At 63.8% G+C, this 24,700-nt stretch carries 21 protein-coding genes and 1 tRNA gene; 12 read left to right on the top strand and 10 right to left on the bottom strand.

Annotated elements, in window-relative coordinates:
• Nucleotides 1-21: 21 nt before the first annotated feature.
• Entirely contained in the window at nucleotides 22-705 is a 684-nt protein-coding gene (locus EJ073_RS03880) for a DsbA family protein (protein ID WP_126054532.1), read from the top strand.
• A gap of 127 nt (nucleotides 706-832) precedes the next feature.
• On the opposite strand, the gene EJ073_RS03875 is transcribed toward EJ073_RS03880, so the two are convergent.
• Nucleotides 833-1,267 (bottom strand): hypothetical protein, encoded by a 435-nt coding sequence (locus EJ073_RS03875; RefSeq protein WP_126054531.1) that lies wholly within the window; start codon nucleotides 1,265-1,267, stop codon nucleotides 833-835.
• A 588-nt stretch (nucleotides 1,268-1,855) separates the two neighbouring features.
• Here EJ073_RS03875 and EJ073_RS03870 point away from each other — a divergent pair.
• On the top strand, nucleotides 1,856-3,742 hold the full coding sequence (locus EJ073_RS03870) for an ABC transporter ATP-binding protein/permease (RefSeq protein WP_190233822.1): 1,887 nt from the start codon (nucleotides 1,856-1,858) through the stop codon (nucleotides 3,740-3,742).
• Between the two features lie 294 nt (nucleotides 3,743-4,036).
• Nucleotides 4,037-5,401: a magnesium transporter gene (gene mgtE, locus EJ073_RS03865; RefSeq protein ID WP_126054529.1), complete on the top strand. Its 1,365-nt coding sequence runs from the start codon at nucleotides 4,037-4,039 to the stop codon at nucleotides 5,399-5,401.
• Nucleotides 5,402-5,444: 43 nt separating this feature from the next.
• Here the strand turns inward: mgtE and gor are convergent, their stop codons facing one another.
• The 3 genes from gor to rpiA all read right to left on the bottom strand — a co-directional run bounded on the left by gor (nucleotide 5,445) and on the right by rpiA (nucleotide 8,273).
• Nucleotides 5,445-6,833: a glutathione-disulfide reductase gene (gor, locus tag EJ073_RS03860; RefSeq protein ID WP_126054528.1), complete on the bottom strand. Its 1,389-nt coding sequence runs from the start codon at nucleotides 6,831-6,833 to the stop codon at nucleotides 5,445-5,447.
• Between the two features lie 119 nt (nucleotides 6,834-6,952).
• Entirely contained in the window at nucleotides 6,953-7,555 is a 603-nt protein-coding gene (locus tag EJ073_RS03855; RefSeq protein WP_126054527.1) for a DUF2059 domain-containing protein, read from the bottom strand.
• On the bottom strand, nucleotides 7,542-8,273 hold the full coding sequence (gene rpiA, locus EJ073_RS03850) for a ribose-5-phosphate isomerase RpiA (RefSeq protein WP_126054526.1): 732 nt from the start codon (nucleotides 8,271-8,273) through the stop codon (nucleotides 7,542-7,544). Before rpiA ends, EJ073_RS03855 begins: the two co-directional genes overlap by 14 nt.
• A gap of 172 nt (nucleotides 8,274-8,445) precedes the next feature.
• Here rpiA and EJ073_RS03845 point away from each other — a divergent pair, with 172 nt between their 5' ends.
• From EJ073_RS03845 to EJ073_RS03835, 3 genes are all read left to right on the top strand, one after another.
• Nucleotides 8,446-9,126 (top strand): phosphoglycolate phosphatase, encoded by a 681-nt coding sequence (locus EJ073_RS03845; protein WP_126054525.1) that lies wholly within the window; start codon nucleotides 8,446-8,448, stop codon nucleotides 9,124-9,126.
• 130 nt (nucleotides 9,127-9,256) lie between these two features.
• Nucleotides 9,257-9,331 (top strand) — tRNA-Val (locus tag EJ073_RS03840).
• A 163-nt stretch (nucleotides 9,332-9,494) separates the two neighbouring features.
• A complete protein-coding gene (locus tag EJ073_RS03835; RefSeq protein WP_126054524.1) occupies nucleotides 9,495-10,181 on the top strand; it encodes a Crp/Fnr family transcriptional regulator in 687 nt (228 codons plus the stop codon).
• Between the two features lie 29 nt (nucleotides 10,182-10,210).
• Here EJ073_RS03835 and EJ073_RS03830 read toward each other — a convergent pair whose 3' ends face one another.
• A complete protein-coding gene (locus tag EJ073_RS03830) occupies nucleotides 10,211-14,464 on the bottom strand; it encodes a cytochrome P450 (RefSeq protein ID WP_126054523.1) in 4,254 nt (1,417 codons plus the stop codon).
• 128 nt (nucleotides 14,465-14,592) lie between these two features.
• Nucleotides 14,593-16,371 carry an adenylate/guanylate cyclase domain-containing protein gene (locus EJ073_RS03825; protein ID WP_126054522.1) on the bottom strand — a complete coding sequence of 593 codons (1,779 nt, stop codon included), beginning with the start codon at nucleotides 16,369-16,371 and terminating at the stop codon, nucleotides 14,593-14,595.
• A gap of 420 nt (nucleotides 16,372-16,791) precedes the next feature.
• Here EJ073_RS03825 and EJ073_RS03820 point away from each other — a divergent pair, with 420 nt between their 5' ends.
• Nucleotides 16,792-17,058 (top strand): PepSY domain-containing protein, encoded by a 267-nt coding sequence (locus EJ073_RS03820; RefSeq protein WP_126054521.1) that lies wholly within the window; start codon nucleotides 16,792-16,794, stop codon nucleotides 17,056-17,058.
• Between the two features lie 187 nt (nucleotides 17,059-17,245).
• On the top strand, nucleotides 17,246-17,683 hold the full coding sequence (locus EJ073_RS03815) for a hypothetical protein (RefSeq protein WP_189347859.1): 438 nt from the start codon (nucleotides 17,246-17,248) through the stop codon (nucleotides 17,681-17,683).
• 1 nt (nucleotide 17,684) lies between these two features.
• Here the strand turns inward: EJ073_RS03815 and EJ073_RS03810 are convergent, their stop codons facing one another.
• Nucleotides 17,685-19,556 (bottom strand): murein L,D-transpeptidase, encoded by a 1,872-nt coding sequence (locus tag EJ073_RS03810; protein ID WP_126054519.1) that lies wholly within the window; start codon nucleotides 19,554-19,556, stop codon nucleotides 17,685-17,687.
• Between the two features lie 402 nt (nucleotides 19,557-19,958).
• Here EJ073_RS03810 and EJ073_RS03805 point away from each other — a divergent pair, with 402 nt between their 5' ends.
• Nucleotides 19,959-20,360 carry a rhodanese-like domain-containing protein gene (locus tag EJ073_RS03805; RefSeq protein ID WP_126054518.1) on the top strand — a complete coding sequence of 134 codons (402 nt, stop codon included), beginning with the start codon at nucleotides 19,959-19,961 and terminating at the stop codon, nucleotides 20,358-20,360.
• A 7-nt stretch (nucleotides 20,361-20,367) separates the two neighbouring features.
• Here the strand turns inward: EJ073_RS03805 and EJ073_RS03800 are convergent, their stop codons facing one another.
• A complete protein-coding gene (locus tag EJ073_RS03800) occupies nucleotides 20,368-21,279 on the bottom strand; it encodes an alpha/beta hydrolase (RefSeq protein ID WP_126054517.1) in 912 nt (303 codons plus the stop codon).
• A 47-nt stretch (nucleotides 21,280-21,326) separates the two neighbouring features.
• Between EJ073_RS03800 and EJ073_RS03795 the strand changes: the two genes are divergently transcribed.
• Complete coding sequence (locus tag EJ073_RS03795) at nucleotides 21,327-21,779, top strand: MarR family transcriptional regulator (RefSeq protein WP_126054516.1); 453 nt, start codon at nucleotides 21,327-21,329, stop codon at nucleotides 21,777-21,779.
• Between the two features lie 134 nt (nucleotides 21,780-21,913).
• Here the strand turns inward: EJ073_RS03795 and EJ073_RS03790 are convergent, their stop codons facing one another.
• Nucleotides 21,914-22,525 (bottom strand): pyridoxamine 5'-phosphate oxidase family protein, encoded by a 612-nt coding sequence (locus EJ073_RS03790; protein ID WP_126054515.1) that lies wholly within the window; start codon nucleotides 22,523-22,525, stop codon nucleotides 21,914-21,916.
• A 73-nt stretch (nucleotides 22,526-22,598) separates the two neighbouring features.
• Complete coding sequence (locus EJ073_RS03785; protein ID WP_126054514.1) at nucleotides 22,599-22,952, bottom strand: DUF971 domain-containing protein; 354 nt, start codon at nucleotides 22,950-22,952, stop codon at nucleotides 22,599-22,601.
• Between the two features lie 210 nt (nucleotides 22,953-23,162).
• Here EJ073_RS03785 and moaA point away from each other — a divergent pair, with 210 nt between their 5' ends.
• Complete coding sequence (gene moaA / locus EJ073_RS03780) at nucleotides 23,163-24,158, top strand: GTP 3',8-cyclase MoaA (RefSeq protein ID WP_126054513.1); 996 nt, start codon at nucleotides 23,163-23,165, stop codon at nucleotides 24,156-24,158.
• A gap of 54 nt (nucleotides 24,159-24,212) precedes the next feature.
• The gene (locus EJ073_RS03775) at nucleotides 24,213-24,686 is read left to right on the top strand and encodes a hypothetical protein (RefSeq protein ID WP_126054512.1); all 474 of its coding nucleotides are present in this window, start codon (nucleotides 24,213-24,215) and stop codon (nucleotides 24,684-24,686) included.
• Nucleotides 24,687-24,700 lie beyond the last annotated feature (14 nt).

Raw genomic sequence — 24,700 nt, 5'->3', positions numbered from 1 at the left:
CTCCCGAAACAGGAGACGACAATGACCGCCGAGAACTCGATCACCGTCGATGTCGTGTCCGATGTCGTCTGTCCGTGGTGCTTCATCGGTCAGAAACGGCTCGACAAGGCGATCGCCATGGCCGGCGACATCGAGGTGCATGTGCGCTGGCGGCCGTTCCAGCTCGATCCGACCATCCCGCCCGGAGGCATGGATCGCCGCCAATACATGATCGCCAAGTTCGGCAGCGAGGAGCGCATCCGCCAGATCCATGCCCGGATCGAACCGCTGGGCGAGGCTGAAGGCATCCATTTTGCCTTCGGCGCCATCAAGGTGGCGGCCAACACGCTGGACGCGCACCGAGTCATCCGCTGGGCGGGAACCGCCGGCGAGGCGGTGCAGAACCGGCTGGTGCGCCGGCTGTTCCAGCTCAACTTCGAGGAAGGCGCCAATCTTGGCGATCACGCCGTGCTGACCGCAGCCGCCCGCGAAGCCGGCATGGACGCCTCCGTGGTCGAGACGCTGCTGCCGACCGATGCCGATGTCGATCAGGTGCGCACCGAAATCGCCACGGCCTCGCGCATGGGCATCACCGGCGTCCCCTGCTTCCTGCTCGAAGGCAAATACGCGGTCATGGGCGCGCAGGACGCCGACACGCTCGCCGACGCCATCCGCCAGGTCGCTGCGGCCAAGGCGCGAGGCGAGCTGGAAATGGCGGCGGGCTGAAGCAATTCCAGGCAAAGTGAAATGGTTAGGCTCGGCGACTTCGCCGTAGCCGTCCGTCCGGAATTGCGCGAACCAAAGAGATAGGGCGGTTCAGCGTTTCATGAAACGATGGAACTTGCCCGCTCCCCTACTTCACCGTCACCTTGGCCTTGCTGACGAAGAAGCCGTGGCCGTTGCCTGCCGCGCAGGTCAGCCCTTTCTTCGACGATCGGCAGGAAAACGGCCCCTTACTCCAGCTGTTGCCATAGGCAAGCTTCGCGACATCGCCGCAGCAGCCTTGCTCGCCGGGATTCTTGATCTGCGTTGCCGGCCCATTCGGCCCCAGAATGACGGTGATGTAGCTCGGCTCGACGCGCGAGCAGCTCAGTTCCGGACCGCCATCCTGCGGCTGGTAGATGCTTGTGCCACCCTTCGGCGTGTAGATACAGCCGATATTGCCTGACGGCGTGTTGAACTCCACCTGCCCTTCACCATTCCCTGGAATGGTCTGGCTGCCGGCATATGCCTGAGGCAGCCAGACGAGTGTCGCGACCATCGCGGCCGACAGTGTCCGTACAAGCATGAAATTCCCTCCGCTTCGGCCGATGCACATTCGAGACCGAACGGCCGGCCCATCAAACACAAATTGGTGCGCGCCTGAAAAGCATTGGCCGACGGATGTATCGAGACGATGCCGGGCACCCCCGGCCGTCGCCTTCTCAATGCCCCGGCCGCCCTTGGACATCACGAAAGCCAATCCTGAAAGACACGCGGAGGCAGCTTTTCGGTCTCCCCGGTTCGTTCGCATCAGGAAATTCGGCTGAATCGGAGGGCGAAGCGGTTCACAAAACTGTGTTTTAAGCTTCCCTTAGGGAAGGTCGTTCGGCCGCCTCCGCGACTGCTCTAATCAATTGAAATAAAAAGGCATTCCACGCAGTGGAGGCGACCGCATCGCCGTCCGATCTGTTGCGCATGGGCAACGGCTTGTGCGCGGGTTCACATTCCCCGGGAGAAAATTAATGGAAAATGATCAATTGGTGTTACTATCCGTAACAAAACTAGAAAAGGTTTGGGCGGGATCGTGATTCGGGTCGGCAGACCGAGACGTTCAATATCGGAGAAAAGTCCTAGCGACGCCAGAAGGCAGCCGCCCCTGACCCCAGTGTCATCGATGCGAACCTTCTGGGGACTGATGCGAGCCTACTGGTTCTCGGATCGCTGGAAGGAAGCCTGGACCCTCACCCTTGTCATCGCGCTGCTTACGGCGCTGTCCAGCAAGTCCGGCGTCTGGTTCGCCGAAGCGTCGGGTGAGCTGGTCAATTCGATCGCCTTCTTCCACGACGCCGCAAACACCACCCCTCTCCAGACACTGCTGACCAACGCCGGCATCCTCATCCTGATCGTCGTGCTCAAGGATGCGGGCTTCACCGGCATACGCAGCCTCGTTTCGGCAACGCTGCACCGCAAATGGCGCGGCTGGCTGGACAGCCGCTTCAACGAAGCGCTCCTCGACACCAATCACACGCATTTCCACGCCCAGCACGGCTCGTCCGACTCTGTCGCTCCCGACAACATCGACCAGCGCGTCCAGGAATCGATCAAGGACATGACCGGCGGTGCCATCGGCCTCGCCATGGGCGTGCTCGCCGTCGCCACATCGCTCTACTTTGTCGGTCAGAAGCTGCTGGAGACTTCGGTTGAGGTGAGAGGGCTGGAGTTCCTCGGCAGCTACGGCAGCGCGGTCCTGGCCTTCCTGGCCGTCGCCATCTATGTGCCGCTGAATACCTGGATCGCGGTCAAGCTGGGCAGGCTGCTGGAGCGTCTCAATGTCAGGATGCAGCAGTCCGAAGGCAGCTATCGCGGCGAGCTGACCACCTTCCTGCGCCGCAGTTTCCATGTCGCCGCTTCGCAAGGCGAGAATGTGCAGAAGACGATGCACACCCGGCTCTATGCCGACATCGACCGCAATTGGGCGCGGCTGAACATAGTCAACACCGGCTACAACTCCTTCGAGCTGATCTACAATTTCATCGGTGCCCGCATCGTCGCCTATGGGCCCGGCCTCGTGCCCTTCATCCATAACGGCTTCGATCTCAAGGGCTACATAACCGGCTCCGAAATGGTCAACGCGCTGATCAGCCAGTGCTCTTGGTTCATTCACGTCATGCCGGCGATCGCCACGCTGCGGGCCAACAGCCAGCGCGTCACCGAACTCGCCAACGCCATCGAGAAGGTCCAGCAGCCGCAGGAATTCTACCGCCAGACAGGCCGCTCCGACTTCAGCTATGCCAGCCAGAATCCGGTCTTCGGCCTGACCATCCAGAAGCTCGAGCTGGCGCATCAGGGTGAGGACGCGACCCCCTTCCTGAGCGCCGCGAACCTGCGCTTCCGGCGCGGCGAGTGGACCTTCCTCAAGGGCGAGTCCGGCTGCGGCAAGACCTCGCTGATCAAGGCGATCAACGGCCTGTGGCCCTATGGCCGCGGCACCATCGTCTTCCCTGAAGGGGTCAAGAACTTCTATGCTGCGCAGGAGGTCAAGCTGCAGCAGGTGTCGCTGAAGCAGTTGGTCTGCCTGCCAGGCTCCGAGCGCGACCATACCGATGCACAGGTTGCATCGGCGCTGCACAAGGCCGGCCTTGGCGACTTCATCGAACATTTGACCGACGAAAGCCGTGACGGGAAGAACTGGGACCAGGTGCTTTCGGGCGGCCAGAAGCAGAAGCTGGTGGTTGCCCGCATCGTGCTGCAGCAGCCGGGTCTCTTGTTCCTCGACGAGGCGACCGGGGCGCTCGATCCCGAAGGCAAGATCGCTTTCCACCAGGCGATCAAGGACAATTGTCCCGATGTCTCGGTGATCAGCGTCATGCATGAGGCGGTGCCGCCGCGCTCGCTCACGGGCGCCGAGTTCTACCACAGTGTGGTCGCGATCGCTGACGGCGTCGCCACCAAGAAGCCGCTCTCGCCGAGCCTGCCGCGCGAGCTCACCACCATCCTCGTGCAACCGAGGCCGGTCGAGGACAAGTGGTTGCGCTTCCCTCGGCGCCTGAAGCAGAAATAGCAGCGCTTTTCTCTCTCCGATCCGTCGCCGGCGTCAGACCGGCGCACTGAGCCGCTGAACAGCGACCGATCACAGTCTCGCGATCTGGTGCATCTGCCGCTGCTTTCCCGTGCCGCCGCGATTGACTCGGGCATAAGCGCTCCTATGTTGCGGCGGCTCGCAGAATTCCAACTGAACCGGCGAGCAGAAAGGTCAACGCGCCATGCCTGGCGATAGTCACAGTCGAACGCAACCGCCGTCCGCCTTGACGTGACCTGATCGGCTCACCTCCTGCCGGACGGCAAGGAGTGAGCCATGAATGAATTCGCACCCGTATTGGACGACGGCGCCGTCGCCATCGCCCGTGTCCTCGCCAACGACCATGTCGCCGACGTCGTCGAGGCGCTCAACCACGAACCGCGCGAGACAGCCATAGAGCTGCTTTGCGCCGTGCCTTTCGAGCGGCTGGTCGAGATCTTCGACCAGCCCGAGCTCGAAAGCGCGCCGGAGCTCGTCGAAGCCTTGCCGCGCGTCAAGGCAAGCAAGCTCCTGACCGCTATGTCCATCGACCGCGCGGCCGACATCCTGCGCGAGATCGACGAGCCGGCGCGTTCCGAACTGCTCGGCACGCTCGCGCCGCCGCTGCGCGCGACGCTGCTTTCCATCCTCGGTTATCCCGAAGGCAGCGCTGCCTCGATCATGACGACGGAGTTCGTCAGCGTGCCGTCGGACTGGACCGTCGGCCGCACGCTCGACCACATCCGCAAGGTCGAGCGCACCCGCGAGACCGTCTATGCGATCTATATCGTCGATCCGCAAACGCACCTCCTTGTGCGCTCGACCGGCCTGCGGCGTCTGATCACCGGCGAGCCTGACGATCCGATCCTGTCGGTGGCGCCGGACCGCGTGCCGGTGACGGTCACGCCGCTGACCGATCGTGAGACGCTGGCGCAGACGATCTCCAAATACGACCTGCTCGCTGTACCGGTCGTCGACCACGGCAAGCTCCTCGGCATCGTCACCATCGACGACATCATCGACACGATGGTCGAGGAGACGACCGAGGACGTGCATCGCTTCGGCGGCATGGAGGCGCTCGACGAGCCCTATATGAAGATGGGCTTCCTCGCCATGATCCAGAAGCGAGCTGGCTGGCTCTGCGCCCTGTTCATCAGCGAGATGCTGACCGCCAATGCCATGCAAAGCTATGAAGGCGAGCTGGAGAAGGCGATCGTGCTGACGCTGTTCATCCCGCTGATCATGAGCTCGGGCGGCAATTCCGGCTCGCAGGCGACCTCGCTGGTCATCCGGGCGCTGGCGCTGCGCGAGATCGGCCTTGGCGACTGGTGGCGGGTGGCCCTGCGCGAACTGCCGACCGGCCTTGTGCTCGGGGCGATCCTCGGCGTCGTCGGCGTCTGCCGCATCACGCTGTGGCAGTATCTCGGCTTCTACAACTATGGCCCGCACTGGGAACTGATCGCGGCGACAGTGGGTGCCGCGCTGATCGGCATCGTCACCTTCGGCTCGCTCTCCGGGTCGATGCTGCCGTTCGCGCTGAAGCGCATCGGCTTCGATCCGGCAAGCGCCTCGGCGCCGTTCGTCGCCACGCTGGTCGATGTCACCGGCCTGGTGATCTACTTCTCGGTGGCGCTGGTGATCCTGCGCGGTACGCTGCTGTAGGCTTGAACATCCCACCGCCGGCTGTCGCCGGCGGTGGGTATCGTCAGACGCGCTCGCCGTTCTTCACCCGGTAGGTCGGCTTGTACATGGTGACCAGTTCTTCCGCCGCCGTCGGGTGCACGGCCATGGTGCGGTCGAAATCTTCCTTGGTCAGTCCTGCTTTCAGCGGAATCCCCAGAAGCTGCGCCATCTCGCCCGCATCCGGCCCGAGGATATGGGCGCCGAGCACCTTCCCCGAGGCACCGTCGACCACCAGCTTCATCAGCATCTTCTCGTCGCGACCGGACAGGGTGTGGCGCATCGGGCGGAAGCTGGCGCGATAAACCTCGATGTCGGCAAAGCGCTTGACCGCCTCGTCCTCCGACAGGCCGACGGTGCCGATCTCCGGCTGCGAAAACACCGCCGTCGGGATGGTGTCGTGGTCGGGCGCGGTCGGGTTGCCCTTGAAGGCGGACTCGATGAAGCACATCGCCTCATGGATCGCCACCGGCGTCAACTGCACGCGGTTGGTGACGTCGCCGATCGCCCAGATGTTGTCGATGTTGGTGCGCGAGTCCTTGTCGACATTGATGGCGCCGGTCCTGGTGAGTTCGATGCCGACCCCTTCCAGGCCCATGTTCTCGGTGTTGGGGATGCGGCCGATGGCAAGCATCACCTGATCGACGGTCAGCACCTTGCCGCCGGTGACGAGCGCGTCCAGACGCCCGTCCGGCCGCTTGCGCACCCATTCCGACACCGCATGGCAAAGGATCTTGATGCCCTTCTTTTCCATGGTCTCGTGCAGTGTGCGCCTGAGGTCCATGTCGAAGCGGGACAGGATCTCCCTGCCGCGATAGACCAGAGTGGTGTCGACGCCGAGCCCATGGAAGATGTTGGCGAATTCGACGGCGATGTAGCCGCCGCCCTCGATCATGATTGCCTTCGGCAATTTCTTGAGGTCGAAAGCTTCGTTGGAAAAGATGCAGTGCTCATGGCCGACGAGGGCCGGATGCGGCGCCGGCCGGCCCCCGGTTGCGATAAGGATCTGGTCAGCGGTGACGGTCCGATCCTCCCCGAGAAGATGCACCACATGCGGATCAACCAGCATGGCGCGCGAATGGAACGTCTCGCCGCCGGCACCTTTCACGTTCTTCTCGTAGATGGCTTCCAGCCGGGCAATCTCCTTGTCCTTGTTGGCGACCAACGTCGGCCAGTCGAAACTGGCCTCGGGCACGCTCCAGCCGTAGCCGGCGGCGTCAGCAAAATGCTCGGGAAATTGCGAGGCATAGACGTAGAGCTTCTTCGGCACGCAGCCGCGAATGACGCAGGTGCCGCCATAGCGGTATTCCTCGGCGATGCCGACGCGCTTGCCGAGCGCCGCCGCGACACGGGCCGCCCTCACCCCTCCGGAGCCGCCGCCGATGACGAAGAGATCGTAGTCGTAACCGGCCATGCGTGGCTCCTTGCCTTCAAAAATGCCTGAGACAGGTAGGCTGCTCATCACCAAAAGAAAAGCCCGGACAAAGCCGGGCTTTCTGGTCCAGCGGCCGTCAGGCCGCGCAGCAAGGCAAATCAGTTCTGCGTGTTGTCGGCCGGCGCATCGCCGTCAGCCGGAGCCGAGCCATCGGCCGGCGCGGCACCATCCGCGGGAGCGGGCGCGGCCGGAGCGGCGGCCTTCGACGCGGCAGCCAGCGTTTCGCCCACCTGCTGGGCGAGGTCTCGGGCGACGCCGTTCTGCCAGATGTCGGCTGCCTTGACGAGATCGCGCGTCACTGCCGGACCGCTGTCCAGCAGCTTCTTGCCCGAATCGGAGCTGTAGAAGGTCGCGATGTCGTTGAGCTCCTTCTCGGAGAACACCTTGGCATAGGCAAGGGCTGCTTCCTTCTCAAGGTCGGCGCGGCGCGCCGCCAGCGCCATCGCCTTCTCGCTGACGGTCTTGCCGATCAGTTCCTGCATGTCGGGGTTCTTCTGGATAAGCTGGTTCTCAAGCGCCGCCGCTGCCTGCGGCAGGATGTTGTCGAACGGGTCGGTGGCATGGATGGCAGCGACGGCGGCGCGCGCAGCCTTCAGGTGCGATTCGGAGACGTCCTGCGCAAACGCCGGCGAGGACAACGCAAGGACAGCCGAAGCCGCCAGAGCGGCCGAGAAGCGGCGAACCCGGTTATGCAACATCATGGTCGATAGAACTCCCTGGTTTTCGGGCGGCATGGACGGTTTGGATGCCGTCGCCGCCGGCGATGATGGCCGCTGACGCCAGCCCGATGAAAAGACCATGCTCGACAACGCCTGGAATGGCGTGGAGAGCATTCGAAAGCGCTCTTGTATCCGGAATGCGGCCAAAAGATGCATCGAGGATAAAATGGCCGCCGTCTGTAACAAATGGCTGGCTCCCCGTCATCCTCAATGTAACCGGGCCGGAAAGGCCGAGGACCGCGGCGGCCGCGCCGATCGCGATCTCGGTCGCGCGCAGGCCGAATTTGTTGACTTCGATCGGCAGCGGAAAGCGGCCGAGCGTCTCGACCATCTTTGACTGGTCGGCGATCACGATCATGCGCCCGGACGCCGCCGCGACGATCTTTTCGCGCAGCAGCGCGCCACCGCCACCCTTGATCAGCGTGAGGGCCGGGTCGACCTCGTCGGCGCCATCGACAGTGAGGTCGAGCTCCGGCGTCTCTTCGAGCGTCGACAGCGGCACGCCGAGCTCGCGGCAAAGTGCTGCGGTGCGCTCCGAGGTCGGCACGCCGATGACGCATAGCCCGGTGGCGACCTTCTCGGCGAGCAGGCGCACGAACTCCTCGGCCGTCGAGCCGGTGCCGATGCCAAGCCGCATGCCGTCGGTGACATGGCCAAGGGCGGCCCGCGCGGCTTCGACCTTCAGTTGCCTCGCATCCATGATTGCACGTCGTCCCCGGGAAAGGCTGATCTGGGCGCTCCTAGCATTTTTGCCCGCCCGGTCAAAGGCCGCGCTCTGCTTGTGCTCAAAGCCGGTGGATTGGCCAAGCTGGCTTGCCTGATCGGGGCACAGGGGTTATCGCCACGGGCGACGCAACCGCACAGGACCGCCCATGACCAGACCGATCATCGTGTTCGACCTCGACGGGACGCTCGTCGACACGGCGCCGGATCTGCTCGACAGCCTGAACCACAGCCTCGCCGCCAGCGAACTCGCGGCGGTCGACGAGGCAGGTTTCAGGCGCTTCGTCGGCCATGGCGGGCGGGTGATGATCGAGCGGGCGCATGCCGCGCAGCAGCGGGCGCTGGCGGCGGAGGAGCACGATCGGCTGCTAAGACTGTTCCTCGACCACTACACGCTCAACATTCCCGGCAAGTCGCGCCCCTACCCCGGCGTCGTCGAAGCGCTCGACCGCTTCAAGGACGCCGACTTCCTGCTCGCGGTCTGCACCAACAAATACGAGGCGAACTCGGTGGCGCTGATCGACGCGCTCGGTCTGGCGCGGTATTTCGCCGCGATCGCCGGCCAAGATACGTTTGCCTTCCGCAAACCCGACCCGCGCCATCTCACTGAAACCATCAGGCTGGCCGGCGGCGATCCGCAGCGCGCGCTGATGGTTGGCGATTCGCAGACCGATATCGACACCGCCAAGGCCGCCGGCATTCCGGTGGTGGCGGTCGATTTCGGCTATACCGATCGCCATGTCAGGGAATTCGAGCCGTCGGCCGTGATCTCGCATTTCGATGCGCTCACCCTCGGCCTGGCCGAGCGGCTGATCGACGCCGCGCGCTGAGCAAAAAGGGGGGCCGTACCAGCCCGCCGATCCCGCAAATACGATCCTTGCAGCATGAGCGTCACATCGCCTTGACTTCGGCAGCCTGCCTCCCTTATATCGCGGCTCGCTTGGCCTTCGGGCAACGAGCGGGCGATTAGCTCAGCGGGAGAGCACACCCTTCACACGGGTGGGGTCGCAGGTTCAATCCCTGCATCGCCCACCATTCCCCTGCCGCCTCAAATTGCGATCCGCATGATCCAGGCAGGATCTTTTCTCTCTCAAATTGGTGAAGCCTCATACTCATCGTGGCACGGTTGAATGCTGGGGCTTTGACGCCGTCCTCTGTTGCCGTAAACTTCAGCGAGGGTGGCAATCGGGACATCAACATGGCTTTCGCCAGCGCGAACGACAGGAACGACCTGCCGCGCCTTGCGCGGATCGATCCAGGTCAGTTCGATCTTCTGTTCAGCGGTTGCAAGGTCGAGCGCTATGCGGCCGGCCAGCATCTGTTCGTCCAGGAGGATTCCGCCGATCGCATCTACGGCGTGATGAGCGGCTCGGTGGAAATCTCGATCTACTCGCCGGGCGGCCAGAAGCTGGTGGCCAATATCGAGCTGTCGCGTAGCCTGGTCGGCGAGATCGGCGCGCTCGACGGGCGCCCGCGCACGGCAACCGCCATCTGCCTCACGGCTTGCGAGCTGGTCTCGCTCAGCCGCACGCAACTCTTTGACCGTATTGAGAAAAACCCGTCGCTGGCGCGCGCCATGATCGACTTGCTGTGCGCACGGCTGCGCTGGGTCAGCGGCGAGCTTGGCGACCAGGCCTTCTTCGGCATCGAGGCCCGGCTGGCGAAACGTCTGGTGTTCCTGGGCGGGGTCATGGCTGATGGGGCCGGCTGGATACCGATATCGCAATCGGAGCTGGGCGAGTTCCTCGGCGCGACGCGCGAGTCGGTCAACAAGACGCTGAACGACTGGCGCAGCCGCCGGATCATCGAGATCAAGCGAGGTGGCCTGCGCATAACCGACGCCAGGGCGCTCGCTACCATTGCCGAATCGCAGGACGACGACTGAGGGCGTCATTCGGCGATGCGTCACCCGAATCAGAGCCGCGAGATCAGATAGCGCAGCGCGGATTTGCTCGGCATGAAGAAATAGCCACCTCCCCGCGTGGTGACGAATTGCGGTATTCCCTTCAGGACCGTGACGCCTTCCCAGGACGGGATGGTGAACCTGCCATCGTCGGTGCGCGAACCGATCGTCGGATCCTTTTCACCGACCAGCCCCTGGAACGAGGTCGATGAGACCCAGGTCTGCTGCATGAATTCGTACTGGCGCTCGATGTCGGCGTTGAGGCACATGAAGAGCAGGCCCTTCTCGACCTTCGCGCCCTTCCGGTCCTGCTTCTGGTAGGAACGGCCGACGCGGATGATGCGGTGGCGCTTGCCGATCTGGATCTGCGTCTCGCGGTCTTCGCCAAGCGAGTCGCGCGGATTGGAGCGGCGTATGTGAGCGCCAAGCGGGCAACGATGCCCCTGCGGGTCCTCGACGCCGAGGGTGAAATCATTGTCGACGCCGCGTCCGGGGCGGCCGTCTGGGTTGCGCACCAGCGAACTGCCGTCCGGCCAGCGGCCGAGCATCTTGGCGGCCACCCAGCGCGGCGTGATCGCCGGATTGCCGGTCTCGCCCGCCACTTGCGCGGCTGCCGCCTTGCAATAATCGTCGAAGCGCTCGACGTGCTGCTCGAACTGGCGCACGACCAGAAAGGAGCCATTGCGGCCGAAATCGTGCGGCGGGGGTGGCAATCCGGCGATCTGCCGGTTGCGGCGCACCGCTGACAGGATACCGGAGCGGTCCTGCGCGGCCGGGACGGACGGCGAAGCCGGGTAGAAACCGTGCTCGTCGCGATAGCCGAACAGGAATTCGCCTGGCGCGACCAGATGCATGGGTGCAGCACCCGCATTTGCGCGCGCCGTGCCGCGCACGATCGGCTGCGACACGCCGTCGACGAAGCCGAAATGCTCGACGGCGCGCTTGCCTTCCCGCTTGACCGCGAGCGGCAGTTCCGAAACCAGCACCATCCCCGCGCTCGATGTCTTTTTCTTCAGCGCGGCAAGCTCGGCCTTCAGGATCTCGGGGCTTTCGGCATAGCAGACGACGACGGCGTCCACCGGCTTCTGCAGTGAACCCCATTGCCATTTGTCGGGAACGCTGTCGCCGAGATCGTCCAGGATGCGGCTGCGTTCGGGATTGCCCATGCCGTGGCGAAAGGCGACAGGAAACGTGCCGAGCGGATCGCCCTCGACGCCGCCGTCCAGTCCGAGGCGGCGAAGGCCGTCAGGACCGAATGCCAGCGTCATGGCGCGCTCGCGCGGCACGCCATCGCCAAAACTCGCGCGGGCAACGACGAATTCGAGCCAGGCCCTGCGGCTCGCCCTGGACAGGGTCTGGGGTATGGCAATCGCCATCATATGCGCGTGCGCCAGCGACCCGAACGGACCGAAGAAGATGGACTGGATCTCGCCGGTTTCCAGCTGTTGCTCGAGAGGCGGCGGAAAGGCCGAACTGATATTGGCCAGCAGCGAGGTGGTTTTTTGAACGGTGGTTCTTTCGGTCGCCAGCCGCGGCAGAGAACCGAACAGGCTCAGCCAGTCGCGCGCCTCGTTGTCGGTGGCCGAAGCAATGCCGCGCCTGATCCGGGAATTGATCCGGATGGCCGCGGTGTTGAGCTCGCGGTAGGCCGAATACCAGAACAGAGTCGGCACCTGCTGTCGCCGTGCCCAGCGTTTGAACCGGTCGCCGTCGCGCGCGCCATCGAGGAAGAGCCATCGCGTGCGGGGATAGCCTTCGGTGTTGCTCCACACGCCGGTGAGCCCGGAAGCAGCCTTGGCGATGAAATCCTCCAGGTAGCTTTCCCAGCTGCCGCCATAGTTGGAGAAGAACATCAGCCTGTTGGTTCCGGGCAAAAGCACCCAGCGGGCGAAATGGATGGTGTTGATGGTGCCGAGGAAGCCCGGTCGAAACACTTTCCGCGCCGTGATCGAGATCAGATAGAAAGACAGCCGGAGCGCCAAACGTCGCAAGGTTCCGACCTTCATCGTCGAGATCGCCGTCATATGGTTCTGCGCTGCGCGATCCTCATGCACGATGATCTTGTCCAGCGCATCAAGGTCGACGGGCGTGTTGTGCGGACGGTCAATGTCTTCGAGGCGCCGTAACGCGATGAAGCAGACGCCAAGCGCCACAACTATCATCGCGATGAGCCCGAGCACGGCCAGCAGAAGCGCCGTGCCGGCAATTGCGATGGTGGTGAAGCTGAGGCCGCTCGGATCGCCGAACACCAGCTTGTAGGTCAGCTTCCAGCAGACGAGCACCACGACCGCGACGGCGACCAGCATCGGCGGCGCGAGCAACGTCGTGGTGATGGCCCGCCACCATTTGCCGGGCGGATTTTCGAGTTGGCTTTCGGCGGGCTGGAAAGCCCAGTCGAACCGACCCAGCGAATGGACATGCCGGCGGGCCTCGGCAAGCACCATGGCGGCATCGCCGTTGCCGGCGCGCGGCTGCTCGGCGATGCCGCGCACGGTGTCGGCAAGCTCGGCTTCAGCCAGGATGCGGCGGACCGAATGCCCCGGCGTGCCGGAAAACACCAGCCCGGCGTTGCTGCCAAAGGACGGCGATATCTCGATATTGTGCCTGCGCAGGAAGTCGCTGAGCGAGCCGCCCTCGGGCAGGCCGCAGACGTCCTTGAAGATCGGCCGCAGCCGGTGACCGATGGCTTGGGAGACGGCGTCGATGACCTCGCCGGCGCTGCCGTCGCCGGAGATTTCGAGCACAAGCGCACCCTTCTCAAGACCGGAAGCGTCATCGATTTCGCCGGTGCCGGCGACGGCGAGGCTGGTGAAATGGATGGTGGCGGAGATGTCGAGCGCGGCGCTGATCTCCTCGTTGGCCGGATTGCCGAGCGTGGCGACCTTGTCGCGGATGGCATCCAGCGGCACGGTCCGGACGACCGGGCAGACCACAGTCACCATCGACTGGTCGACGGTGCGGCAGAGCGCCGGCTGCTCGAAGTCGACCTTGAGGCTCTCCGGATAGGCGCCGATGTTGACTAGTCGCCCGGCCTTGCCCGGCGCGCGGCGCAATTTCTCCTTGCCGAACAGCGCGCGCAGGCTTTCGCCGATCTGGATCCTGGCGATCTCGGCGCCGATGCACAGATGGATGCCGTGGCCGAAGACCAGGTAATCGCGGTACGGACGCGTGGTGTCGAAATCGTTGGGATTTTGCACGGCCTCCGGGTCGAACATCGCCGACAGCGTGGCCGGCATCACCACCGTTCCCGCCTTCACCAGCCGCTCGCGGGGCGTGCCTTTGGCGATAACCGTGTCGCGTGAGGTGTAGCGCCAGGGGCCGACCCAGATCGGCTTGAAGCGCATGGCTTCCATGATGGCCCGGTCGAGCTTCGCCGTGTCGTTTTCGGCGAGCGCCGCGTCGATTGCCTGCCGCGCGTCTGGCCTGGACAGGATGACGTCCAGGCAATTGCCGCCGGCCAGCACGTTGGTCGGCACGAAGCCGGCGATCATGCCAAGCATGATGGAATGAATGTCCGGCCGCGACATGCGGCCCTGATCGAGCAGGGCAACGAGCCGCGCCAGCGGCTGCTCGTTCTTGGCGCCCTTTTCCCTGATCGCGTCGATGGAACGGTCGATGAGCTTGATCAGCCGGTCGCCCCCGACGACCGCGAGCTCGCGCGTGGCCGGTTTTGCCGTCGGATCGGAAAAGAACAGCGCGCTCAAGGCGATCGCCCAGTCGGCGAATTCGGATTCGTCGTCGATCTCCAAACCGAAATAGTCGCGGCAGATGTGCACCGGAACGATCTTCATCAGCCCGCCGATGGCGTCGAAGCCGGGGCTGGCGGCCGCCATGATGTCCTTGGAATGGCGCGCCGCGATCGGCCTGACCTTGGCCTCGACCTCGGCCGGCGGAAAGGCGCTCAGCACCGACGATTTCATCTGCCGGTAGGCGGCGCCGTCCTGCATGCCGAGGATGAAGTTCGAGCCGCGCGCCAGCTCGGCCATTTCCGGCCCGTAGGGCGTCTCGAACTCCTCGCCGCGCTCCAATATGTCGCGAACGTCGGCGTTCCTGGTGACGAGCAGGAAATTGCCGAAGCCAAGACTCGGCTTGAAGCGGCGCAGCAGCGCGAGGGCCCAGCGGGGATCGCCGAAGAAAAAGTTCGCGATGCGGGACGCCAAGCCCTTGGCGCGGAGCCGTTCAATGTCGAAAGGCGGCATTTCCGACAGCGGTCGCTGGCTTTTCTGGGCCGCGCGGACTTTATCGAAGTACTTTAACTTGATCATGCACGTTCAAGCCCCCCGGCTGTCCACCTCATTGCGATGCCGGCCGTCTCTTGGCCTATGGTCGCATCGGCTCGGAGTATGTGATTCTTTTCACAATCATCTGTGTCCAGCCCATCGCCTCCGCGAAATCACATCGCCGATCTTGCCAGTTCGAAATTGGCGATGAGGAATTCATTCGCGGCCTTGTTGGCGAAAGGTATCCAGCGCACCCGCTGCTCCGAGAAGTCCGGATGCCTGGTCGTGAAAATCGCCAGTTCGCGTTTGGCCTCATCGACACGGCCGCTGCGCATCAAGGCGCCGATCTTCAGGTATCGGGCGTAGAAATAGCCAGGCGACAGGTTGAGCGAACGATCGGCCGTGGCGATCACGGCCGGCCAGTTCTCGACGAAACTGTAGGCGACCCCCAGTTCCCCCAGATTGTGGAACCGGTAGAGATCGAAAGGACTCAGCCGCTCGGTATCGAGGAAGAACGGTATGGCGTCGGCGGCATCTCCGAGCAGAAGCTTGGCGCTGCCCATGGCCGAGCGCGCAAAGGCAAAGCTCGGGTTGATGTGCAGCGCTTCCTCGAGATGCTCGATCGCGGCCCGCGGCTGACCCCGCATGATATCGATGACGCCAAGATGGGCGTGCGGGCGCGCGTCCAGGCTGTCCATCAGCAAGGCCTTGCGCGCGTACTGCTCGACCTTGTCCAGGTCATCGCTGTCGCCAAAACGCAGCCACGCCCGCCAGAAATACCACCATGCCAGCTCGTTCAGCACGGCGCTGGAATTGGCGTCCTCCCGATAGGCCTTTTCGAAGAAATCCAGGGCGATTTCGGTATCGCCGCGCGTGCGCCGGTTCATGTGCCAGCGACCGCGTCGAACCAATTGCCAGGTCTCCAGGCTTTCCCACGGCACCTGGAAGGTGCGCGCCTGTTCGGCCCGGTCCACTTCCTTGTCGAGCATCGAGACGATCTCGCTGCCGATCTGGTCGCGCAGCTTGAAGATGTCGACGAGGTCGCGGTCGAAGCGCTGCGACCAGACCAGCCGTCCGTTCGAGGTGTCGGCAAGCGAGGTGTTGAGGCGGATCTGGCTGCCATTGCGCGTCAGAGTGCCGCTGACGATGTAGCGCGCGCCAAGCGCGTTGCCGATTACCCGCGTGCCCAGGCTATCGTCGCGAAATTGGAAGCTGGAGCTCTTGGCGATCACTGAAAGCCATCTCGTGTTCGAGAGGCCGTAGATAATGTCCTCGGCGATGCCATCGGCCATGTAGCCGACGTCGCGCTCGCCACCATCGCCGGCGAAAGGCAGCACGGCAATCGCCGGCGGGCCTTTGGGCGGCGACTTTTGCTGGCTGACGGCTGGCGAAATGGCGGCGAGCGGCGCCGCTGGCGACGCATTGCCACCGCGGCCCGCTATCATCACCCGCACCGGCAGCGCGATGTTCTTCAGCATGAATTCGCCAAGGTCGGTGAATTCGGCCGCGGTCTTGTCCTTCACGTGGTGCCATGTCGTCTCCGAAATGGCGAGGCCGTCATGCGGCGCGAACTCCTGCAGCCTGGCGGCGATGTTGACGTCGTCGCCATAGAGGCGGCCCTCGCGCACGATGACGTCGCCGGTGTTGATGCCGGCGCGAAAAGGCATGCGCATGTCCTCGGCGACGGCGGCGTTAAGCGCTACGATCCTACCCTGGAAATCGAAGGCGGCGCGCAAGGCTTCGATCGGATTGCCGAATTCGGCCATGATGCTGTCGCCGGCGTCGCCGAAAGTCCGGCCGCCAAACGCCACGCAGCTATCGGCGATAATGTCGCGTCGTTCCTCGAAAGCGGCGACGGCCAACTCGTCGTCGATGCCCATCAACCGCGAGAATCCGACGGCATCGATAGAAATGATGGTCGCCAGCTGACGGGTGTAGTTCCGTTCAGCCATGGTCGAAGCCCCCGGTCCCTGCTTGCGGTCCAGCACAGGCGACTTCCGCTTTGTTGAACACTTCACCGTTTGCCGACGAAAGATCGTCGGCAGGCTCGGCGCGCCGTTGCCACCCTGTTATGTTAGCAAGTCTAACAGGGTCTTCGCAAAAGCTCTACTACGATCCGCTAATTGAACGCAGCGCGCGGCCGCTTGCATGGTTAGCCGTTTGTTACTCAGGTTGTGCATTGTTAGCTCGCCCTTTCGTATTGGAATTACTGAATTTTCTCTATTTCAGCTGGGCCGAATGCACATGGCTCCGTCGTCACCCGCAGTCGCCAGGCCGCCCCTGGAACAGGCGTTGTACTCCACTGGCGGAACCAACAGGGACGCGGGCGAGTTCTTTACGGCATCCATGCCAGCACGAGATGAGGGGCAATCATGCGCACTGTTGTTTTGACGACCGGCCTTGCGGTTCTTCTCCTCGGCGGACCCGCCTTCGCGGCCGATGAAAGGCCGCTGCCGCCATCGAACGCCAAGAAGCTGTCGGAGATCATCGCCAAGGTCGAGCAACGTCCTGACTTCCGCTATGTGAAGGAGGTTGGCTGGGACAGCGGTGTCTACACCGTTACCTACTATACGACCGACAAGGCGAAGGTCGAAATCTCCTACGACCCGGTGACCGCAGAACCGAGCGAGACCAGATAGGACGCTGCGCCGCCACCATTCGACCATTCCGCACCGCGCACTCTCTGCGGATCGCGGCGGACCGGCGATGCCTGTCGTCGCCTCGCCTCCCCTTGCACAAAACCGGCTTTGATGGCTGACTGCTGCTCCACGGATGCGGGCACGGGGGTGCAGGGCAGTGGTAAAACACGTATTGAAGCGCGTCCTGATGATGCTTGCCGGCTATCTGGTGGCCGTTCTCGTCGGGCTGATCGCAGTAGCGGCGATCTATGGGATACTCAGTTCGCTGCCCAACGCGCCGGCCTATTTCGACCTCATGGGCATCAGCCCGATCGCCGTGCTGCTGGTGCCGCCGCTCGGCATGTTCGTCTACTTCCTGACGATCATCCTGACGTGGATGCAGACCCTCGCCTTCGCCTTGATCGCGGAGTTTTTCTCGTTGCGCAGCTTCCTGCTGCACATGGTCTTCGGCGCCATTGCGGCGGCCGCGGGTTTCACGCTGATCTGGCCGGACGCGCCTGAGAGTCCCGAGCGCTGGGCCGACACTGGGATCATCGCCGCCGCCGGCCTGGTCGCCGGCCTGATCTATTGGCTGATCGCCGGGCGCGACGCCGGCTTCAGACGCCCGCTCTTCGAGCGCGCCTGAGCTAGCTCGCCGGAGAGCGCACCGCCTCGGTCGCGTCCAGCGCCTGCATCAGCCTCGTGTCACGGTCGTAGACGTCGTTGAAATACTCGACATTGCCGGACATGTCGGGCCAGGCGGTGAAATAGGCGACATAGACAGGGATGGTGCGGGTCACCTTTTCGGTCGAATGACCGTGCTTCAACTTCTCGGCGATGTAGTCGACCGAGGTGCCGAGCACCGCCGCCGCCATGCCGCGCGGATCCTGCAAGCGCACGCAGCCATGGCTGAGCGCGCGCATGTCGCGCTCGAAGAAGGATTTCTGCGGCGTGTCATGCATGTAGATGGCGTGCTTGTTGGGGAACAGGATCTTCAGCTCACCCAACGCATTGGCCTCGCTCGGCTGCTGGCGCACGCTGTAGGGGATGTTGGCGCCGTAGGCGCCCCAATTGACCGCCGATGACGGCACGCGCCGCCCGCTCGAATCCGTCACTTCATAGCCGGCACGGTCGAGATAGCCCGGATCGTTGCGCAGCCTGGGCAGCATCTCGTTGACGATGATCGATTGCGGCACCCCCCAATAGGGATGGAAATCGACCTGTTCGATCTGGTCGTAGAAGAAAGCCGTCTGGTTGGTAACCTTGCCGACGACCGCGCGGGTTTTCAGCTTCTCCTCGCCATTGTCGATATAGGCGGCGGTGAAGGCCGGCTGGTTGATGAAGACACGCGGGCTGCCGAGATCGGACGGCAGCCAGCGCAACTCTTCCAGCGCGACCTCGACCTTGGTGATCTTGTCGGCCTTGGAAGTTCCGGCGAGCGACGCCACCGTGCGCGGACCGATCACGCCGTCACCCTTCATGCCGGCCCGCTTCTGCACCGCCTTGATGACAGGCACCAGCTCGGGATCGTAGAGCTCGCTCTTGCCCAGCCTGGCAAGGACCTCGCCATAGTCGCCGCCCATCTCGTCATCTAGGTTGCGCGCGATCAGCGTCAGGAGCTTGGGCAGTTCGGGACTGCTCTCGCCTGGCTTCAGCAACAGCTTGGGGTCGACGACGATCTCGTTTTCCTCGCTGGCCTGCAGCGCTTCCAGCTCGACGCGCAGCGCCTGATACTCCGCGTTCTGCGGATGGCGCGATTCCAGATAGGTGCGAACCTCCTGCGTGTGCGCAAGCGTCTTCAGCACGCCGTCCATATCCAGTGGCTTGGCCGGGAAATCATAGTAGCCGGTCATCCGGTTGGGATCGACGCGGCCGCTCTGGGCATCATGGGCATAGCGCAGCACGCGCGCCGACAGCGCCATCTCGAAGCGGACGAGTTCCTTCAGGCGCTCGTCCGCGCTGGCCGAGAATGATGCGGCCGGAACGTCGACCGAGTAGTCGGCTGGCGTCAGGCCATAGCTCGCCGCCTCGCCTAGCACCCGCACCGCGTCCTGCGCACGGCTGTTGGGGGTGGTTCCGGTCACCCAGATGAAATCCGGATTGGCCGAGTAGTAGGCGATCAGCGCCTTGGCGATGTCGGGCTCAGCATAAAGTTCGTAGTCACCCAGTCCGGCGATCGCTTCGCGGAAGGCATCGCTGGCGACAGATGGCACGAAGGCGGCGTCCTGCGCCGCCACAGTCGCCGGCGCCGGCACCAACGCTGAAAAGTTGACGCGCACGAGACGGTCGGCCTTGTAGGTGTAGTAGGACGGGCTGCTGATCCTGGAGCCACCGCCGGCTGGCACCTTGCTGGGTCTCGGCTTGGGCGGCGGCGGGAATTCGCCTTGCGGGTTATGCCGGACGCCGCCACCGAACAGCATGTCGAACAGGCCTTGCGCGTTCGCCTGCGGGGCGCCGAGAGCCAGCGTCGCGGCAACCGCAAGCGGCATCACGCAGGCCGTGTTTCCGAAAATTTTCATGATCACCCGCTCCGGTTGTGAACCGGCTCCCGTTCCGCGCCGCTAGACGGTCACGCCCACCGCATGGCGGATGTAAGGCGCGATTATACCGATTCATACTGATTTCGTTAAGCTTCCATAAATTTCGGCGCCGCTGTTGCAGAACAGTTTCACAAGTTGGTGACAGTCTTGGGCGAAGCGGCTTCGGCCCATGGCGGTTGCATCAGGCGTCGGCGCCGGCGTTGGTGGTCCACATGGTGCTTGCGACGAATCGGCACTTCGTGCCCTGCCCGCCGGATGGCCACGTTGGCTGGCGCGCCAGGGTGGCGTGGCTAGCCATGGCCGGCACCAACGCCGCGTGACAAATGCCAGCCCTTGTGCTGGAAATCTGGTGGGCAAGCCACGGTCGGGAGGAATGCGCCGGTGAAAAAAGGCTATCGCGAGTTGCTCGACGAGGCGAACGCCGAGATCGAGGTGGTGTCGCCGGAGGAAGCGGCGGGGCTAATCGAGGACGAGGACACGATCTTCGTCGACCTGCGCGATCCGCGCGAGGTCGAGCGCGACGGCAAGATCCCCGGCGCCAGGCATGTCACGCGCGGCATGCTGGAATTCTGGATCGATCCGGAAAGCCCCTATCACAAGCCGTTCTTCGCCTCGGGCAAGAGCTTTGTCTTCTTCTGCGCCGGCGGCTGGCGCTCGGCGCTGGCCACCAAAACGGCGCAGGACATGGGCCTTTCGCCGGTCAAGCACATCCTTGGCGGCTACACCGCCTGGAAGGCGGCCGGACTGCCGGTCGAGCCGGGGCAGAAGAAGAAGGCCGACTGACAGCGCTTCAATGCATCAACGTCGAGTCGCGGTGCTCGGCCGCGAAGCGGACGGCGCGTTCGACCACGCCCTTGTCGGCGAGGATGCGGCGGTGGCCGAGCCCGTCGACCCAATGCAGGCTGACATGATCGCCGGCGCCGGCATAGCGCGTGGCATGGTCGGCAGAGACTTCGCGGTCGTCGGGCGCATGGATGACCAGCGTCGGCACCAGCGCTTCCGCGAGCTGGCGGTCGCCGGTGAATTCGCCGAGCGGTCGGCCGGAGAGTTTTTCGACGCGATCGGCCATGGCGACCTGCGAGCGCGGGCCGACATTGAGCATGCTGCTGAAGTCGGCGAAGATCGCCGGCAGTGAGCTCGGCGCCGCGATCAGCACCAAGCCTTCGGCCGCGATAGGCTGGATGCCCCTGACCGAACCGGCGACGGCGTTGGCGGCGACGGCGCCGCCGAAGGAATGGCCGACGATAACCTTGAACGGACCGAACCATTCGCCGGCGACCCTTGCCGCCTCGACCGCGTTGACCATGTTCAGACGGCGGCCCTGCGATTGGCCGTGGCCCGGAAGGTCGAGCGAGACAACCTTGTAGCCGGCGCCGCGATATCCTTCGATCAGCGCGCGCATATATTCGGTGCGCGAACGCCAGCCATGGATGACGAGCACGGTGCCGGCCGGCGCCCTGCCCGGCTCGGGCCGGAATTCATGCACCATGACACAGCCCTTCTTCGTCTTCAGCCGATGATGCCGCGCCTCGGCCATGAAGGCCGCGGCCCGCTCGACAGCGCGGCGCTCGCCGTCGCTCAGCGCCTTGACGTTCGGCGTGCGGCAGAACAGTTCGAACGCGGCGCGACCGCTGAGGCGAGGTGCCACATGCTCGGCCGCGCCGAACACGCCCCGGATGACCTTCAGACCAAATGATGCCATAGTGTCGATCCATCCATTCGTTCAAGCATGAACATAATAGTTCAAACATGAACATTAAGCAAGACCTGCCCTGGGACAACCCGCGCTTTCGCAACTGGGTCGCGGTGGCGCGCGCCTGCCATGTGGTGGAGCGCACGCTGGCGGTGAAACTGGCACCGTTGGATCTCAAGCCGGCACAGCTCGACGTTCTGATGAACCTCTACCGCCATCCCGGCATGTCGCAGCATGACCTTGCCCGCAAGCTCTTGGTCGGGCGCTCCAACATCACCATGCTCTTGCCGCAGCTGGAGACCCGCGGCCTGCTGCGCCGCGAGGGCGACGAGAAGGACAAGCGCGTGCTCAGGCTAAGCCTGACCGTGGAAGGCGAAGCCCTGCTGATGCAGGCGCTGAAGGTTCACATGGCGCTGATCGAGAAGGCGATGAGCCAGTCGACTGCGGAGCAGTGCGACATGATCGGTGAGCAGATGCGCAAGATCGCCGATGTGCTGAAGGAAGCATAAGCGCCGGCGCACCGAGATGCAGGTCAGGATGCGCCGAAGATGATGGCCTCCGATAACCGGAGCGAAGCGTACTTAACGTGCGTGAGCACAGGAAGCGCAGGAGGCCGCCATTTGCACGCCAGCCTCACCTGAATCTACCACATCGTCTTCTTTGCCCGCTCGGGCCATTCCCTGTCGTAGGTTTCGCCGTCGATGTTTTTCCGGCTGGTGATTTCCAGTATTTGGCCGGGCGTCGGCAGCGCTTTCGGATCGACATGCTTCGCCGGGTTCCACAGCTCCGACCGGACGATGGCGCGGGCGCATTGGAAATAGACCGAATCGACGGCAATCACGGTGACCGAACGTGCAGGTTTGCCGTCGACGCTGAAGGAGGCGCAGAGCCCGGCGTCGGTGGTGATGTGAGCCCTGCCATTGACGCGCAGCGTGGTGCCCGATCCGGGCACCAGGAACAAGAGGCCGACGCGAGGGTCGCGGATGATGTTCTTCAGCGAATCGGCGCGGTTGTTGCCGCGGCGGTCAGGCATCATCAGCGTCTGTTGGTCGTGGATGCGCACGAAGCCGCCGAGATCGCCGCGCGGCGAGCAGTCGAGCCCCTCCGGCCCGGCGGTCGCCAGTGCCGCGAAGGGCGAGGCCTCGATGAAGGCGGCGTATTCGGGGATGATGTGGTCGAGTTCCTTGACGATCGAGGCTTCGCCTGGAGCCCCATAGAGCGCTTCGAGCTGTTCGACCGTTGTGATGACCGACATCTTTTTGTCTCCAAACCTTTGCCGGCGCTACTCCACATCCATGACGCCCTGACGACAGTGCGGATGACACGGCCTAACGGTCGCGGCCGAGCCCCTTCTCCGCCAGCTCGGCGAGATAGGCGCTCCAGCGCGCCTCCTTCTCGTGACCCAGCGTGTGCAGGTAGTTCCACGTGAATATCCCAGTGTCGTGGAAATCGTCGAAGGTGATGCGCACCGCATAGTTGCCGACCGGCTCTATCTTGAGGATGGCGACATTGCGCTTGCCGGGCACGGTCACGCGCTGCTCCGGCGAATGGCCCTGCACTTCCGCCGAGGGCGACAGCACGCGCAGCAGCTCGGCCGGCAATTCGAACGGCTGGTGGTCCGCAAAGGTGACGGTAAGCAGCTTGCGGTCCTTCGAGACCCGGAGTTCCTTCGGCGCGGTCATGCGGATCGTTCCTGCGTCGTTTCAACCCTTCCCTACGCTGCTTCGCCGCAGGCGAAAAGGCCATTGGAGCGCAGCCGACATGCAATGTCGGCCGGGGAATGTTACCAAAGATCGAGAGCGGCTATCTTGAATGAAGCAGCGGATCGTATCACATAGCCATATATAACGCTTGCAGCGCCGCTGCTCGAGGTCACGGGAAATGCTTGCAACATGGATATGATCGATCCCTTCGGTCGAACGATCAGCTATCTCAGGGTGTCGGTCACCGACCGCTGCGATTTCCGCTGCACCTATTGCATGGCCGAGGATATGACCTTCCTGCCCAAGAAGGATCTGCTGTCGCTGGAAGAGCTCGACCGGCTCTGCACCGTCTTCATCGAGAAGGGTGTGCGGAAACTGCGTCTCACCGGCGGCGAACCGCTGGTGCGCAAGAACATCATGCATCTGGTGCGCCAGTTGTCGCGCCATCTGAAGAGCGGCGCGCTGGAAGAACTGACGCTGACCACCAACGGCTCGCAGCTGTCGCGCTTTGCCGCGGAACTCGCCGATTGCGGGGTCAGGCGCATCAATGTCTCGCTGGACACGCTCGACGCCGACAAGTTCCACCAGATCACCCGCTGGGGCCATCTCGGCAAGGTCATGGAAGGCATCGACGCCGCGCAGGCGGCGGGGCTGAAGGTCAAGCTCAACGCCGTGGCGCTGAAGGATTTCAATGACCTGGAGCTGCCTGAGATGCTGCGCTGGGCGCATGGCCGCGGCATGGACCTCACCGTCATCGAAACCATGCCGATGGGCGAGATCGACGCCGACCGCACCGACCAGTATCTGCCGTTGTCCCTGCTCAGGGCCTCACTCGAGCGTCAGTTCACGCTGAACGACATCCCCTACAAGACCGGCGGGCCGGCCCGCTATGTCCATGTCGCCGAGACCGGCGGCAGGCTCGGCTTCATCACCCCGATGACGCATAATTTCTGCGAAAGCTGCAACCGCGTCAGGCTGACCTGCACCGGCACGCTCTATATGTGCCTGGGCCAGGAAGACGCAGCCGACCTCCGGGCGCCGTTGCGTGCGTCCGAAGGCAACGAACTGGTCTCGGCGGCAATCGACGAGGCGATCGGGCGCAAGCCCAAGGGGCACGACTTCATCATCGACCGCCGCACCAGCCGCCCATCGGTCTCCCGCCATATGAGTGTGACCGGCGGCTGATTTTCTCGCCAGTTTCGTGCAAGGATCGCCTCCGACGATCGACTGGAGGCTGGCATGAAACGTGTTTTCCCGATCCTGGCCGTCGCGGCGTTGAGCCTGGCAGCCGCCGCCGGCGCCGCGCCGTTCACCTACACCAATCAGCGCTTCGGCACTGTCTGCACCTTCCCGGGCGAGATCTTCAGCATCCGTCAGCCCGAGCCGGAGAATGGCGACGGGCAGCAATGGAGCGCGCCCGACGGAGCCAGCCTGATCTGCTCCGGCATCCTCAACATCGATGACGATACGCCGAAAGGCTTTGTCGCCGCCGAGAAGGCCAGCACCGAGCCAGGCTACAAGATCACCTACAGCAAGGCCGGCAAGGACTGGGCCGTGCTGTCCGGCATCAAGGACGGCAAGATCTTCTATGAGCGTCGCCTGTTCGGAAAGGACGGCGTCATCCGCACGGTCTGGATTGAGTATCCGCAAGCAGTGAAATCGAAATACGATCCGCTTGTTGGCGCCATCGCGGGCAGCCTTGAAGGGCCGTGAGCATTTTGCGCCAC

Source organism: Mesorhizobium sp. M4B.F.Ca.ET.058.02.1.1 (genome assembly GCF_003952505.1).
Lineage (GTDB): Bacteria > Pseudomonadota > Alphaproteobacteria > Rhizobiales > Rhizobiaceae > Mesorhizobium.
Note: the sequence above shows the minus strand (reverse complement) of the source record. Positions and strands in the feature narration are given on the sequence as shown.

Excerpts from the sequence above, each read along its gene's own strand:
- EJ073_RS03880 (WP_126054532.1), top strand. The coding sequence starts at position 22 with ATGACCGCCGAGAACTCGATCACCGTCGATGTCGTGTCCGATGTCGTC.
- EJ073_RS03875 (WP_126054531.1), bottom strand. The coding sequence starts at position 1,267 with ATGCTTGTACGGACACTGTCGGCCGCGATGGTCGCGACACTCGTCTGG.
- EJ073_RS03870 (WP_190233822.1), top strand. The coding sequence starts at position 1,856 with ATGCGAACCTTCTGGGGACTGATGCGAGCCTACTGGTTCTCGGATCGC.
- mgtE (WP_126054529.1), top strand. The coding sequence starts at position 4,037 with ATGAATGAATTCGCACCCGTATTGGACGACGGCGCCGTCGCCATCGCC.
- gor (WP_126054528.1), bottom strand. The coding sequence starts at position 6,833 with ATGGCCGGTTACGACTACGATCTCTTCGTCATCGGCGGCGGCTCCGGA.
- EJ073_RS03855 (WP_126054527.1), bottom strand. The coding sequence starts at position 7,555 with ATGATGTTGCATAACCGGGTTCGCCGCTTCTCGGCCGCTCTGGCGGCT.
- rpiA (WP_126054526.1), bottom strand. The coding sequence starts at position 8,273 with ATGGATGCGAGGCAACTGAAGGTCGAAGCCGCGCGGGCCGCCCTTGGC.
- EJ073_RS03845 (WP_126054525.1), top strand. The coding sequence starts at position 8,446 with ATGACCAGACCGATCATCGTGTTCGACCTCGACGGGACGCTCGTCGAC.
- EJ073_RS03835 (WP_126054524.1), top strand. The coding sequence starts at position 9,495 with ATGGCTTTCGCCAGCGCGAACGACAGGAACGACCTGCCGCGCCTTGCG.
- EJ073_RS03830 (WP_126054523.1), bottom strand. The coding sequence starts at position 14,464 with ATGATCAAGTTAAAGTACTTCGATAAAGTCCGCGCGGCCCAGAAAAGC.
- EJ073_RS03825 (WP_126054522.1), bottom strand. The coding sequence starts at position 16,371 with ATGGCTGAACGGAACTACACCCGTCAGCTGGCGACCATCATTTCTATC.
- EJ073_RS03820 (WP_126054521.1), top strand. The coding sequence starts at position 16,792 with ATGCGCACTGTTGTTTTGACGACCGGCCTTGCGGTTCTTCTCCTCGGC.
- EJ073_RS03815 (WP_189347859.1), top strand. The coding sequence starts at position 17,246 with ATGATGCTTGCCGGCTATCTGGTGGCCGTTCTCGTCGGGCTGATCGCA.
- EJ073_RS03810 (WP_126054519.1), bottom strand. The coding sequence starts at position 19,556 with ATGAAAATTTTCGGAAACACGGCCTGCGTGATGCCGCTTGCGGTTGCC.
- EJ073_RS03800 (WP_126054517.1), bottom strand. The coding sequence starts at position 21,279 with ATGGCATCATTTGGTCTGAAGGTCATCCGGGGCGTGTTCGGCGCGGCC.
- EJ073_RS03795 (WP_126054516.1), top strand. The coding sequence starts at position 21,327 with ATGAACATTAAGCAAGACCTGCCCTGGGACAACCCGCGCTTTCGCAAC.
- EJ073_RS03790 (WP_126054515.1), bottom strand. The coding sequence starts at position 22,525 with ATGTCGGTCATCACAACGGTCGAACAGCTCGAAGCGCTCTATGGGGCT.
- EJ073_RS03785 (WP_126054514.1), bottom strand. The coding sequence starts at position 22,952 with ATGACCGCGCCGAAGGAACTCCGGGTCTCGAAGGACCGCAAGCTGCTT.
- moaA (WP_126054513.1), top strand. The coding sequence starts at position 23,163 with ATGGATATGATCGATCCCTTCGGTCGAACGATCAGCTATCTCAGGGTG.
- EJ073_RS03775 (WP_126054512.1), top strand. The coding sequence starts at position 24,213 with ATGAAACGTGTTTTCCCGATCCTGGCCGTCGCGGCGTTGAGCCTGGCA.